This is a genomic window from Nocardia sp. NPDC051787, assembly GCF_040681325.1.
Classification (GTDB): Bacteria; Actinomycetota; Actinomycetes; order Mycobacteriales; family Mycobacteriaceae; genus Nocardia.
Map to the genome: position 1 here is coordinate 1 of NZ_JBFAYO010000023.1, position 13,098 is coordinate 13,098.

The window sequence follows — 13,098 nt, forward strand, 5'->3', positions numbered from 1 at the left end:
GCCACCATCCGCATCGCTGCCATCAACCAATGGCTCCGACACGGGTGAGAGCGGGCAACTGCCCACCCTCACCCACTTTCAAAACAGTGGCTAGGGGGAAGCCCCTAATACCGCAGTTTGATTTTGCCCGCTGGGGAGCCAACCCCCGTGACCTTTCTGGACAAGTGCGCAAGAGTGGAGACGTGCAGTCGCTGCCCCGTCGGTGAACGCGTCCGCGAAGCAGCGGCGACCCAGTTGATCCCGACCTATCCGTGTGGCTAGGCCGCGGACAAACCCGCAACGGGGGGATGGTGGGCGAACCGCTCACCGCAGAGTGAAAGAAGGATCCACGTTGTTCTCGACAACCAGCACCGCACGCCGCCGCCTGGCCCGGGTGGTCGTGGCCGGTGCGATCGCCGCGGTTCCATTAACCGCCTTGGCCGTGCCCGCCTCCGCGGACACCTCCCCTGGGGTCACCGAGGTCAGGCACAACCGCCATTACCCCGGCCATAACTGCGACTTCGGCCCGTTCCAGAACTGGAGCTGCAACAACAACCCGTTCTTCGGCTGGTGGGGCGGCGGCCCGGGTGATCACGGCCGGCCACCCGGCCTGTTCGGCAGCAGCTAGAAACCGAAACGGCTCGGCGCTCGCGAGGTGCCGGGCCGTTGTCGTGCGCCGACCGGCGAAGACGCCGGTGGCCCGCTCCGGAACCGGAGCGGGCCACCGCGCGAATCAGCCTGGAACTCAGGCGGTTTCGGTGATCGGCCGGTCGACCCAGCTCATCAGGCCGCGCAGCTTGGCGCCGGTGACCTCGATCGGGTGCTCGGCGTTCTGCTTGCGCAGCGCCTCGAGCTCCTTGTTGCCGCCCTCGACGTTGGCGACGAGGCGCTTGACGAAGCTGCCGTCCTGGATGTCCTTGAGGATCGCCTGCATGCGCTTCTTGGTGTCGGCGTCGATGACCCGCGGGCCGGACAGGTAGCCGCCGAACTCGGCGGTGTCGGACACCGAGTAGTTCATCCGCGCGATGCCGCCCTCGTACATCAGGTCGACGATCAGCTTCAGCTCGTGCAGCACCTCGAAGTAGGCCATCTCCGGCGCGTAGCCGGCCTCGACCATGACCTCGAAACCGGTCTTGACCAGTTCCTCGGTGCCACCGCAGAGCACGGCCTGCTCACCGAACAGGTCGGTCTCGGTCTCTTCCTTGAAGGTGGTCTTGATGACGCCCGCGCGGGTGCCACCGATGCCCTTGGCGTAGGACAGCGCCAGGGCCTGGCCCTCACCCTTCGGGTCCTGCTCGACGGCGATCAGCGCCGGAACGCCCTTGCCGTCGACGAACTGACGACGAACAAGGTGGCCCGGGCCCTTCGGCGCGACCATGCCGATGGTCACGTTGGCCGGGGGCTTGATCAGGCCGAAGTGGATGTTGAGCCCGTGGCCGAAGAACAGCGCGTCGCCGTCCTTCAGGTTCGGCTCGATGTCATTGGTGAAGATCGACGCCTGCGCGGTGTCGGGCGCGAGCACCATGATGACGTCGGCCCAGGCCGAGACCTCGGCCGGAGTGCCGACGGTCAGGCCCGCCTCCTCGGCCTTCGGACGCGACTTCGAGCCCTCCGCGAGGCCGACGCGCACCTCGACGCCCGAGTCGCGCAGGCTCAGCGAGTGCGCGTGGCCCTGGCTGCCGTAGCCGATGACAGCGACCTTGCGGCCCTGGATGATCGACAGGTCGGCATCGTCGTCGTAGAACATCTCGACTGCCACTGTGGTTCCTTCCGAGGTCATCCCCGCGCGAGGCGGGGCACACCGTGCTTGCGCCGGTGTCGGTTTACAAGTTTCTGGATCGGATCACCCCCGCGTATGCGGGAGACGATCATTCCCGCTCGCGCGGGGAGGGCGGCACGCCAACCGTCGATCGGAGAAAGGTTAGCGTGTGGCCGCCACTGGCCGGGCGGCCCCATCGGTGTGCGCCGCCCCGCCGCGTCACCGGGTGGCGGTGATGGACTTGGGTCCACGTCCCACCGCGACGACGCCGGACTGCACGATCTCGCGGATGCCATACGGTTCCAGCATCCGCAGCAGCGCGTCGAGCTTGGACCGGGTTCCGGTCGCCTCGACGGTGAGCGCGTCCGGGGAGACGTCGATGACCTTGGCGCGGAAGAGCCCGACGGCCTCGATCACCTGGGTCCGCACGCTGGCGTCCGCGCGGACCTTCACCAGGATCAGTTCGCGGGCGACGGAGCTGTCGGAGTCCTGCTCCACGATTTTGATGACGTTCACCAGCTTGTTGAGCTGCTTGGTGACCTGCTCGAGCGGCAGGTCCTCGACGGTGACGACGATGGTCATGCGCGAGATCTCGGGCAGCTCGGTGCCGCCGACCGCCAGCGACTCGATATTGAAGCCGCGGCGGGAGAACAGCGCAGCGACCCGCGCCAGCACGCCCGGCTTGTCCTCGACGAGAACGCTGAGGGTGTGGGTGGTACTCATCCGTGGTTCACCTTGTCTGTTCATGCGACATCGCCTCGTGGATGACAGCCGGCTCGGCGGCCTGCTCGTCCTCGTCGAACAGCGGGCGGATGCCGCGGGCGGCCATGATCTCGTCGTTACTGGTGCCCGCGGCGACCATCGGCCACACCTGGGCGTCCTTGCCGACGATGAAGTCGATCACCACGGGGCGGTCGTTGATCGACTGTGCCTCGCGGATGGCGGCCTCCACGTCCTCTTCGCGCTCGACCCGGATGCCGTGGCAGCCGAGGGCTTCGGCGAGCTTGACGAAGTCGGGGATGCGCAGCGAGTGCGTGCCCAGCTCGGTATTGGAGTAACGCTCCTGGTAGAACAGCGTCTGCCACTGGCGGACCATGCCCAGGTTGCCGTTGTTGATCAGCGCGACCTTGATCGGCACGCCCTCGATGGCGCAGGTGGCCAGCTCCTGATTGGTCATCTGGAAGCAGCCGTCACCGTCGACCGCCCACACCTCTTTGTCCGGCGCGCCCATCTTGGCGCCCATCGCGGCCGGGACGGCGTAGCCCATGGTGCCGAGACCACCGGAGTTCAGCCAGGTGCGCGGCTTCTCGTACTTGATGAACTGCGCGGCCCACATCTGGTGCTGACCGACGCCGGCGCAGTAGATCGCGTCCGGTCCAGCCAGGCGGCCGAGCGCGTCGATGACGAACTCCGGCGACAGCGACCCGTCCGCGGGCGGGGTCCAGCCCAGCGGGTAGGCCTTGCGGATGCCGTCGAGGTAGGTCCACCATTCGCCGAGCGCCAGCGGCAGAGCGTCGCCCGCGGCCGGGTCGGCCTTCAGCGTCTCGATGAGTTCGACGATCACCTCGCGGCAGTCGCCGACGATCGGGACGTCGGCGTGCCGGTTCTTACCGATCTCGGCCGGGTCGATGTCGGCGTGGATGACCTTGGCGCCGGGCGCGAAGGAATCCAGCTGACCGGTGACGCGGTCGTCGAAGCGCGCGCCGAGGGTGATCAGCAGGTCCGACTTCTGCAGCGCGCCCACGGCGCCAACGGTGCCGTGCATGCCGGGCATGCCCATGTTCAGCTGGTGGCTGTCGGGGAACGCGCCGCGTGCCATCAGCGTGGTGACCACGGGAATGCCGGTCAGCTCGGCCAGTTGCAGCAGCTCGGCCGAGGCCTCGGCCTTGATGACGCCGCCGCCGACGTACAGCACCGGCGCCTTGGCTTCCATGATCATCCTGGCGGCCTCGCGCACCTGCTTGCCGTGCGGCTTGGTGACCGGACGGTAGCCGGGCAGGCGCATCTCCGGCGGCCAGCTGAAGGAGGTCTGGGCTTGGAGCACGTCCTTGGGGATGTCGACCAGCACGGCACCCGGGCGGCCGGAGGCGGCGAGGTAGAACGCCTCCGCGATGATGCGCGGGATGTCGACGCCGTCGGTGATCAGGAAGTTGTGCTTGGTGATCGGCATGGTGATGCCGGAGATGTCGGCTTCCTGGAACGCGTCCGTGCCGATCAGGCCGCGGCCGACCTGGCCGGTGATGGCCACGATCGGGACCGAATCCATCTGGGCGTCGGCGATCGGGGTGACCAGGTTGGTGGCGCCGGGGCCGGATGTGGCCATGCACACACCGACCTTGCCGGTGGCCTGCGCGTACCCGGTCGCCGCATGACCCGCGCCCTGCTCGTGCCGGACGAGGACGTGGCGCACCTTGGTGGAGTCGAACAGCGGGTCGTAGACGGGGAGGATCGCACCGCCCGGAATGCCGAACACGGTATCGACGCCGAGCTCCTCGAGCGAACGTACGACCGACTGCGCGCCGGTGACCCGCTCGGGCGGGACCTGGCGGCGGTTGGCCGCGGGCGTCGCGTTGGCAGCGGGCGTTGCCTGCTGATTCGCCGAAGGCGCTGGCCTGCGGGCCGAGGGCCCGGGCCGTGCGGTAGGTGCGCTCACCGTCTTCGTTCCTTACTGGTTGTCGTTCCGACCCCGGATTGTGTGCCTCGAGGCATTGGCCCGGACGAGCATCCGCCCTGACATTAGTCCGAACATAAAAAAGCCCCCGACAGCACAGGGCTGATCGAGGGTGGCGCGTCGCAACGCGAGCTGACGTATTCGACTCAGTGGGTCAGGCTCAACGCTGGACGCGCCGGCCGAGTACGAGCAACTCGTTTCGATTCACGCGCACGACGTTAAGCGGATGTGAACCGAGGAGTCAAACAGATGACTTCTGGTGTCCCATTATGTGGGACAGTGCGGTTGCTTGTGTCCGTTCACCAGGATGCGAGGATGGAGGTGTGTCATCACCGCATCAGTCCGTGCCACCTTCTGAATCGTCCCATACGTCCGCCGGGACGACGGATACGGGTAGCGCCGCGAACGCCCATGTGATCCGCATCCCACGACTGGCCTTCCTCGGCGTATTCATCCTGCTGATGTGCGTGTTCTTCCCGTTCGTCGGCTGGCCGGCCGGACTGTGGTGGCTGCTGCTCATCCCGGTCGTGGTGCTCGCGTGGGTGCTGCGGACGCAGACCACGGTGTCGGATGCCGGACTGGACCTGCGGACGCTGTTCGGCTCGCGTCATCTGGACTGGGCACGGGTGAAGGGCGTGCGGATTCCGAAACGCGGATACGTGCGCGCCGACCTGACCGACGGCACCGAGGCGAAGTTGCCCGCGGTGAGCTACGACCGGCTGCGCGATCTGGCGACGGCGTCCAACGGGCGGATCCCGGATCCGTTCGCGGTGCCGGAGGAAGCCGCCGCGGACGACGCCTCCAATGAGACCGCGGACGGCGACGGAGAGACGCAACCCGCCGACGACGCCTCGCGCACCAACGGTGTCCCCAAGACCGGCGAAGCCGACGACACTAAGTGATGGGATGATTTAGCCGGGAGCACCGATCCCCTGCGCCCCCATCACTCTCGACGGTCCGGCACCTCCGGCAACACCGTCGGCGTCGACCACACCACTGGCGGCGACGAACCGAACAAGCCGAGACCGAAACACACGGACTGACACCCAGCGCCGACCATGACCGACATGTCGGGGGCACCCAGCGGCGGGAGTAACGTAAAGCCGCCGCCGAGCGAGCTCTGCGCCGTCGCACGTCAGCCCCCGCGACCCGAGGACCATCGAAATGCCACCGCTTCGTTCACGAACCACGACCATCGGCCGCAATGCCGCAGGCGCCCGCGCACTCTGGCGCGCCACCGGCATGACCGACTCCGACTTCGGCAAGCCGATCGTCGCCATCGCGAACTCCTACACCCAGTTCGTGCCCGGGCACGTGCATCTGAAGAACGTCGGCGAGATCGTGGCCGACGCGGTGCGCGCCGCCGGTGGCGTGCCGCGCGAATTCCACACCATCGCCGTGGACGACGGCATCGCCATGGGACACGGCGGCATGCTCTACTCGCTGCCCTCGCGCGAGATCATCGCCGACTCGGTCGAGTACATGGTCAACGCGCACACCGCCGACGCGCTGGTCTGCATCTCCAACTGCGACAAGATCACCCCGGGCATGCTGAATGCCGCCATGCGGCTGAACATTCCGGCCGTGTTCGTCTCCGGCGGGCCCATGGAGGCGGGCAAGGCCGTGGTCGTCGGCGGCGTCGCGCAGGCACCGACCGATCTGATCACCGCGATCTCCGCGAGCGCGAATCAGGCCGTGTCGGAAGAGGGTTTGGCCGAGGTCGAGCGGTCCGCGTGCCCGACCTGCGGCTCGTGCTCGGGCATGTTCACCGCCAACTCGATGAACTGCCTCACCGAGGCGCTGGGTCTCGCGCTGCCCGGCAACGGTTCCACCCTTGCCACGCACGCCGCGCGGCGGGCCCTGTTCGAGAAGGCGGGCACGGTGGTGGTGGACATCGCCAACCGCTGGTACCGCGAGGACGACGCGTCCGTGCTGCCGCGCAACGTCGCCAACGCCAATGCTTTCCGCAACGCGATGGCACTGGATGTCGCGATGGGCGGCTCGACCAATACCGTGCTGCACACGCTGGCGGCGGCGCAGGAGGGTGAGATCGACTTCGATCTGCACACCATCGAGGAGACCAGCCGCCGGGTGCCCACACTGTCGAAGGTGTCGCCCAACTCCGACTACCACATGGAAGACGTGCACCGCGCCGGCGGCATCCCCGCCATCCTTGGCGAGCTGCGCCGCGCCGGTCTGCTGGAGACCGACGTCACCACGGTGCACACCGAGACCCTCGACGAGTGGCTCGACACCTGGGACATTCGCTCCGGCAAGGCATCCGAGGAAGCCATCGAACTGTTCCACGCGGCGCCGGGCGGGGTGCGCACCACCGAGCCGTTCTCCACCGAGAACCGCTGGTCGTCCCTGGACACCGACGCCGAGGGCGGCTGCATCCGCGATCTGGAGCACGCCTACACCAAGGAGGGCGGCCTGGTCGTACTGCGCGGCAACATCGCGCCCGACGGCGCGGTGCTGAAGACCGCGGGCATCGACGAGGATCTGTTCTCCTTCCAGGGTCCCGCCGTGGTGGTGGACTCGCAGGAGGAGGCCGTGTCGGTCATCCTGGGCAAGAAGATCAAGCCCGGCGACGTCATCGTGGTCCGCTACGAGGGCCCGGCCGGTGGTCCCGGCATGCAGGAGATGCTGCACCCCACCGCCTTCCTGAAGGGCTCGGGGCTCGGCAAACAGTGCGCGCTGATCACCGACGGCCGGTTCTCCGGCGGCACCTCGGGTCTGTCGATCGGGCACATCTCCCCCGAGGCCGCCAGCGGCGGTGTCATCGGCCTGGTCGAGAACGGCGACCAGATCCGCATCGATGTCGCCACCCGCACCCTCGAGGTGCTCGTCGACGACGCCGCGCTCACCGAGCGCCGCGCGAAGATGGAGGCCTCCGAGCGTCCGTGGCAGCCGGTCAACCGCGATCGTCCGGTCACAACCGCTCTGCGTGCATACGCCGCGATGGCCACGTCGGCCGACAAGGGCGCCGTGCGCCACGTGCCGTAGCCCCCCTGCGGCGCAGGGCGGTCTCGTATCGGCCTGCGCCCGCATCGGCGGCCGTCACCGAGCGGCGCTGTTCAGTTGACCGGGCGAACTGCCGTTGACCAGGGACACGAGGTATCAGCCGAACGCGGACAGCTATACCTGACCTTGGTCCTCGACCCGATGCAGGCGGAATTCCTCCAGAAGCCGGACCGCATCAGATATGAGCTGCTCCCGGTGAGCGAGACGCATTTCCTGATGCCGCCCTCGGATGCACTGGAAGGCACCCAGACGGCCGCGATCTACGACTTCACGAACGGCAGCGCTGGATACCTCCACACCAACTGCCGGGTGAATCCACGAGTAGCGTGACCGCGACGTCACCCGTCAACACAACGGTGCCCTCCCGTCCTGATGTGGGCCACCGTTTCCGGCGCACCACATCAGTTCCGTGCGGATCGAGCGGGAACTGACGCCGTCGGCACGGCGCCAGTTCTCGATCAGGGTCTCGTTGGACGGTAGGGGCGGCGAACTTCCGTGTAGTGGAGAGCACCACCGGGTTCGGTGCCGACCGGCGTTAGTCGAACGGGCCTATCCCGGTGAACGGGTTGCCACCGTGTAGGTACCAGTAGGTGCCGACCGCGGCGGCGATGGCGAGCAGAAGGACGGTGAAGGACCCCATGTGCGGCCGGGTGGCCCAGCCTCGCTTGACGTCGAAGGAATAGCGGCCCGGGCCGGTCAGGATGATGGCGGTGGCCGCACCGGCAAGGATGCTCTCCAACTCGACCGCGCCTGGTCCTGCCTTGTACTGGAAGCCCGGGGCCATCCCCTGCTTCCAGGCCCAGGCGTCCAGGATGACCGCGAGCACCGCGCCCGCCGCCAACGGGGTGGCCAGGCCGAGGATCAGCAGCGTGCCACCGCCGACCTCGCCAGCGGTGACCAGGATGGTGGACAACGTGGGATGGTCCCAGCCGCCGCTCTCCATCATCTCGCGGGTGCCGTCCAGGCCGGGTCCGTGGAACCATCCGGTGAGCTTCTGCAACCCGTGGTAGAGGAACGTGCCGCCGACGACCAGGCGCAGCAGCAGCAGGCCGAGATCGAGTGTGCCGCGGCGGTTCTCGGCGGTGCGGCGGCGGCGCAGCGGGCCGGTGTCGGACGGCGGGGCCGCCGCGGGCGGGATGCTCGCGTAATCGTAGGTGGGCACGGCCTTGGTCTCCGCGGTGGACGGAACCTCCGGGTCGAGCCCGAGTTCGTCGTCGGTACGGGGGACGTCCTTGCCCAGCGGTGGGCGCCCGGACGGATCCACTCGATCGAACTGCTTGGTGGGCGAGTCGAACGGGCTGCTCACTCCTCGACCGGTGGACGACACCGCCGACTGCACGGCCGTGGACGGCGCGGAGTCCGCCACTCTCGGGGGTTCGGGCGTGTCTTTCGTCTTGTCGGTCACGGCCCTACCCTAAGCCGCGCCGCGCTATCGCGTGCGAGTAAGCGGTACGGCGTGTCAGTCTGGGCACAACACCCACCCGGAGGGGGCGCGCGCGACGGTATTTCCGTAACGTCTGAGCTATGAGTTTGGTTGTCGTTGGCCGGGTCGCGGCGAGCTTGGCGCTCGGTGCCGCGCTGCTGGCCGGTTGCGCCCGGTTCGATGATTCGGCGTCCAGTCCGTTCACCCCGGAACCGACCCTGCGCGGAGCCAACATCGACCCGAAGAAACCGAACCAGCCGCCCACCTCGACCACGCGGCCGAGCGGGCCCTGCATCGATCCGGACCCGGCGGTGGTCGCGACCTGTCTGGACACGACCGGCGGGCTGGTCACGCTCGGCGACGGCGCGCTGGTCGCCGAGCGCCGCACCGGACGGATCCTCGAGGTGGCCCCGGAACAGCCGCCGGTCGAGATCGCGCGGCTGGACGTGGACGGCTCCACCGACGGGGGTCTGAGTGACATCGCGCTGTCCCCGACCTACCGCGAAGACGGCCTGATGTACGCCTACATCACCACCTCCAGCGACAACCGGGTGGTCCGCATCGCCGAGGGCGGCGCGCCGAAGGACATCCTCACCGGAATCCCCAAGGGCCCCAGCGGAAATCGCGGCGCGATCGATTTCGCCTCCCCCGATCAGATGCTCGTATTGACCGGCGACGCGGGCAACCCCTCCGCGGCGGCCTCCGCCGGCTCGCTCGCCGGCAAGCTGCTGCGGGTGAACTCGCTGGTGCCCGGCCGCACGTCGCCGCCGGAAATCGCCGTCTCGGGCATCGGCACCGCGGGGGACGTCTGCCGGGACACCAAGGACAGCATCTGGATCACCGACCGCACCGCCGCCGAAGACCGGTTGCAGCGCGTCAGCGGCGACGGCGTGGTCACGACCGCGTGGACCTGGCCCGACCGCCCCGGCGTCGCCGGTTGCGCCGCGGCCGTCGACGGTGTCGCGATCTCGCTGACCCGCGCGAAGGCGGTCGCCATCACGGCCGCCGACCCGAACACCCACGCGGTCACCGCGGCGCCGACACTGGTCGCCCAGGACAGGTACGGCCAGCTCGGCGGCGCCGCGATCGGCGCCGACGGCACCATTTGGGTAACAACGGTGAACAAGACCGACGGACAGCCGGGCCCGTTCGACGACCGCGTCGTCCGCATCCCACCGCCGCAGCCCGGAGGCGGCGGACCGGACTGATCCGGGACGACGAAGGGGCCGGCTCCGTGGAGCCGGCCCCTTCGAGCCATCTCAGGCCGCACGCTGGTCGCGGGAAGCGACGAGCTCTCAGCTACAGGCGGCGAGCACCAGCTCGCGCACGCGCGCCGCGTCGGCTTGGCCGCGGGTGGCCTTCATGACGTCACCGACGATCTTGCCCGCGGCCTGGACCTTGCCGGAGCGGATCTTGTCGGCGATGTCGGGGTTGGCGGCGAGCGCTTTCTCCACCTCCGCCTGCAGTGCACTGTCGTCGCTGACCATGCCCAGGCCCTTGGCCTCGACGATCTGCGCCGGGTCGCCCTCACCCGCCAGCACGTAGTCGACGACCTGCTTGGCGACCTTGTTGTTGATGGTCTTCGCGTCGACCAGCTTGATCACCTCGGCCACCTGGGCGGGGGTGATCGGCAGCTCGTCGAGCTGGACCTCGCGCTCCTTGGCCTTCTCGGTGAGGTAGGCGACCCACCAGGAGCGCGCCTCGTTGGCCGGGGCGCCCGCGTCGACGGTGGCGATGATCAGGTCGAGCGCACCCGCGTTGACCAGGTCGCGCATCACCTCGTCGGACAGGCCCCAATCGGACTGGATGCGCGCGCGGCGCAGCCAGGGGTACTCGGGGATGGTGCCGCGCAGCCGCTCGACCCATTCGGCGTCGGGCGCGACGGGCTCCAGATCGGGTTCGGGAAAGTAGCGGTAGTCCTCGGCGGTCTCCTTGCGGCGGCCGGGTGAGGTGGTGCCGTCGGTCTCGTGGAAGTGGCGGGTCTCCTGCACGATGGTGCCGCCGTCCGCAAGGATGGCGGCCTGCCTGCGCATCTCGAAACGCACCGCGACCTCGACGCTGCGCAGCGAGTTGACGTTCTTGGTCTCCGTGCGGGTGCCGAACTCGGTTGCGCCGATGGGCATCAGCGAGACGTTCGCGTCGCAGCGCAGCGAGCCCTGCTCCATCTTCACGTCGGAGACGTCGAGCGACTTCAGCAGATCGCGCAGCGCCGTCACGTACGCCCGCGCCACCTCCGGCGCACGCTCCCCCGCGCCGGTGATCGGCTTGGTGACGATCTCGATCAGCGGAACGCCTGCCCGGTTGTAGTCCAGCAAGGAGTGGCTCGCGCCGTGGATCCGGCCGGTCGCGCCGCCGATGTGCACCGACTTGCCGGTGTCCTCCTCCATGTGCGCGCGTTCGATCTCCACCCGGAAGGTGCTGCCGTCGTCGAGCAGCACGTCCAGGTGACCGTTCGTGGCGATCGGCTCGTCGTACTGGCTGATCTGGTAGTTCTTCGGCTGGTCGGGGTAGAAGTAGTTCTTGCGCGCGAACCGGCCCCACGGCGTGATCGTGCAGTTCAGCGCCAGCCCGATCCGGATCGCCGACTCGACGGCCTGCTGATTCACCACCGGAAGCGAGCCGGGCAGACCAAGGCACACCGGGCACACCTGGGTGTTCGGCTGGGCGCCGAACTCGGTCGGGCAACCGCAGAACATCTTCGTCGCGGTGGACAGCTCGACGTGGACCTCCATGCCGAGCACCGGCTCGAACCGGGCGATGACATCCGAGTAATCCATCAGGTCGACCGTGGGTGCGCTCATGGCCATAAGTCTAAGTAAGCGTTCCCGTCGCAGCGCAGCGGCTCTCGCGGCGCGCTGCTACTTCGCCGGGACCCGCTGCCGCAGCCAGCCGGTGACGTAATCGAGCACCTCGGGCGCGATGGTCGTGGGGATGGAGCTGTACTCGCTGGGACGGCCCGTCTCGGTGGGCTGCATCAGGTGGTTGAGCCCGGGGAAGACGTGGACGGTCGCGTCCGGGTCGGCGGCCAAGTGGTCGCGCATGGGCTGCTCGCTCTGGGCGGCGGGAACCTGGAGATCCTTGCCGCCGAAGAACGCCAGCACCGGAATGCGCAGGGCGGCGAGGGCGGGCGCGGGGTTGTAGGCGACCAGAGCGGCCAGATAGGGCGTGATACCCGCGGCCGCCTGCTCGTCGGGCACGCGTTGATCGGCGGGCAACGCCTGGTTCTGGCGGCGCGCCAGGTCCTTGGCGCCCGCCAAGTCGCCCGCTTTCAGCAGAGCGGCCAGCTCGCTGATTTCGCGCACGCGGGTGTCCACCTGGTCAGCGGGTGTGCCGTTCGCGGTCGCGATCAGGCGGGTCTGTTCGACGAGGATGTCCGAACCCGGCACGCCCGGCCCCGCCATCAGCACGGCGAACGCGACGCCGCTGTCCGGGCGCGTGGCGACCAGCGGCGCGAGGTAACCGCCCTCGCTGTGGCCGAAGAGCCCGACGCGGGCCGGATCGATCTCGGGGCGGGCGCGGAGGAATCGGACGCCCGCCGCGGCGTCCTCGGCCAGGTCGGTGTAGTTCGCGTCGTCCAGCTTGCCGGTGGTGGCGCCCACGCCGCGGTCGTCGGTGCGCAGCACGGCGTAGCCCGCGCGGGTGAAGGTGTCGGCCAGCAGCAGGAAGGGCTTGTGGCCCATGAGTTCTTCGTTGCGGTCCTGCGGACCACTTCCGGTGATCATGAAAATGGCGGGGAACGGGCCCGGACCCTGCGGCTCGGTCAGCGTGCCCGCGATGGTGATGTCGCCGTTGCGGTAGGTGACGTCCTCGGACTTGTACGGGAACGGCGGCTTCGGCTCCTGCGGCCGGGCCAGTGGTTCGACCTCGCCTCGGCTCAGCACGAGCCGGAAGCTTTGGCCCCCCTGCGTGAAATCGCCGGTGATCTCGTCGGATCCGGACTCGTACCGGCCGCGGAACACCGGGTCGCCCGGGATATCCGGAATCGCGAACGACACTCCGTTGTGATCGGAGCTGACGTCCTTCAACTGCACGTCGGTCGCGCCCTGCGCCGGGATGTCGATCGTGGCCGTCCCGTCATCGCGGAAGCTGACCCCAACCTGGATCGGCTGACCGGGTACCTCGATGGAGCCGTGCCAGTCGCCGATGGTCGGCTCGGGCGGATTCGACTCCGAACACCCGGCCACCAGTGCGGCGATCACGAACAGAGCCAACGCGATCAGTCGCCCACTGCGCATGCGATTC

Annotated in this window: 11 protein-coding genes; 5 read left to right on the forward strand and 6 right to left on the reverse strand. The window is 68.7% G+C overall.

What is annotated here, in order from left to right:
- The first annotated feature begins 331 nt into the window (after positions 1-331).
- On the forward strand, positions 332-607 hold the full coding sequence (locus AB0M45_RS23260; RefSeq protein WP_364332807.1) for a hypothetical protein: 276 nt from the start codon (positions 332-334) through the stop codon (positions 605-607).
- A gap of 117 nt (positions 608-724) precedes the next feature.
- On the opposite strand, the gene ilvC is transcribed toward AB0M45_RS23260, so the two are convergent.
- The 3 genes from ilvC to AB0M45_RS23275 form a co-directional block, all read right to left on the reverse strand.
- Positions 725-1,726: a ketol-acid reductoisomerase gene (gene ilvC / locus AB0M45_RS23265; RefSeq protein ID WP_364333092.1), complete on the reverse strand. Its 1,002-nt coding sequence runs from the start codon at positions 1,724-1,726 to the stop codon at positions 725-727.
- 231 nt (positions 1,727-1,957) lie between these two features.
- Entirely contained in the window at positions 1,958-2,461 is a 504-nt protein-coding gene (ilvN, locus tag AB0M45_RS23270) for an acetolactate synthase small subunit (protein WP_039799659.1), read from the reverse strand.
- A gap of 7 nt (positions 2,462-2,468) precedes the next feature.
- Positions 2,469-4,391 carry an acetolactate synthase large subunit gene (locus AB0M45_RS23275; RefSeq protein WP_364332811.1) on the reverse strand — a complete coding sequence of 641 codons (1,923 nt, stop codon included), beginning with the start codon at positions 4,389-4,391 and terminating at the stop codon, positions 2,469-2,471.
- A 341-nt stretch (positions 4,392-4,732) separates the two neighbouring features.
- Between AB0M45_RS23275 and AB0M45_RS23280 the strand changes: the two genes are divergently transcribed.
- From AB0M45_RS23280 to AB0M45_RS23290, 3 genes are all read left to right on the forward strand, one after another.
- Complete coding sequence (locus AB0M45_RS23280) at positions 4,733-5,311, forward strand: PH domain-containing protein (protein ID WP_364332814.1); 579 nt, start codon at positions 4,733-4,735, stop codon at positions 5,309-5,311.
- A gap of 262 nt (positions 5,312-5,573) precedes the next feature.
- Complete coding sequence (gene ilvD / locus AB0M45_RS23285; protein WP_364332817.1) at positions 5,574-7,415, forward strand: dihydroxy-acid dehydratase; 1,842 nt, start codon at positions 5,574-5,576, stop codon at positions 7,413-7,415.
- Positions 7,416-7,490: 75 nt separating this feature from the next.
- On the forward strand, positions 7,491-7,763 hold the full coding sequence (locus AB0M45_RS23290) for a hypothetical protein (protein WP_364332820.1): 273 nt from the start codon (positions 7,491-7,493) through the stop codon (positions 7,761-7,763).
- 205 nt (positions 7,764-7,968) lie between these two features.
- Here the strand turns inward: AB0M45_RS23290 and AB0M45_RS23295 are convergent, their stop codons facing one another.
- Positions 7,969-8,838 carry a DoxX family protein gene (locus AB0M45_RS23295; RefSeq protein WP_364332823.1) on the reverse strand — a complete coding sequence of 290 codons (870 nt, stop codon included), beginning with the start codon at positions 8,836-8,838 and terminating at the stop codon, positions 7,969-7,971.
- Between the two features lie 119 nt (positions 8,839-8,957).
- Here AB0M45_RS23295 and AB0M45_RS23300 point away from each other — a divergent pair, with 119 nt between their 5' ends.
- Complete coding sequence (locus AB0M45_RS23300; RefSeq protein WP_364332826.1) at positions 8,958-10,064, forward strand: PQQ-dependent sugar dehydrogenase; 1,107 nt, start codon at positions 8,958-8,960, stop codon at positions 10,062-10,064.
- 87 nt (positions 10,065-10,151) lie between these two features.
- Here the strand turns inward: AB0M45_RS23300 and gatB are convergent, their stop codons facing one another.
- Both gatB and AB0M45_RS23310 read right to left on the reverse strand, forming a co-directional pair.
- Positions 10,152-11,657, reverse strand: coding sequence for an Asp-tRNA(Asn)/Glu-tRNA(Gln) amidotransferase subunit GatB (gene gatB, locus AB0M45_RS23305; RefSeq protein ID WP_364332829.1), 1,506 nt, complete (start codon positions 11,655-11,657; stop codon positions 10,152-10,154).
- Between the two features lie 57 nt (positions 11,658-11,714).
- Positions 11,715-13,091: an alpha/beta fold hydrolase gene (locus AB0M45_RS23310; RefSeq protein WP_364332832.1), complete on the reverse strand. Its 1,377-nt coding sequence runs from the start codon at positions 13,089-13,091 to the stop codon at positions 11,715-11,717.
- Positions 13,092-13,098: the final 7 nt, after the last annotated feature.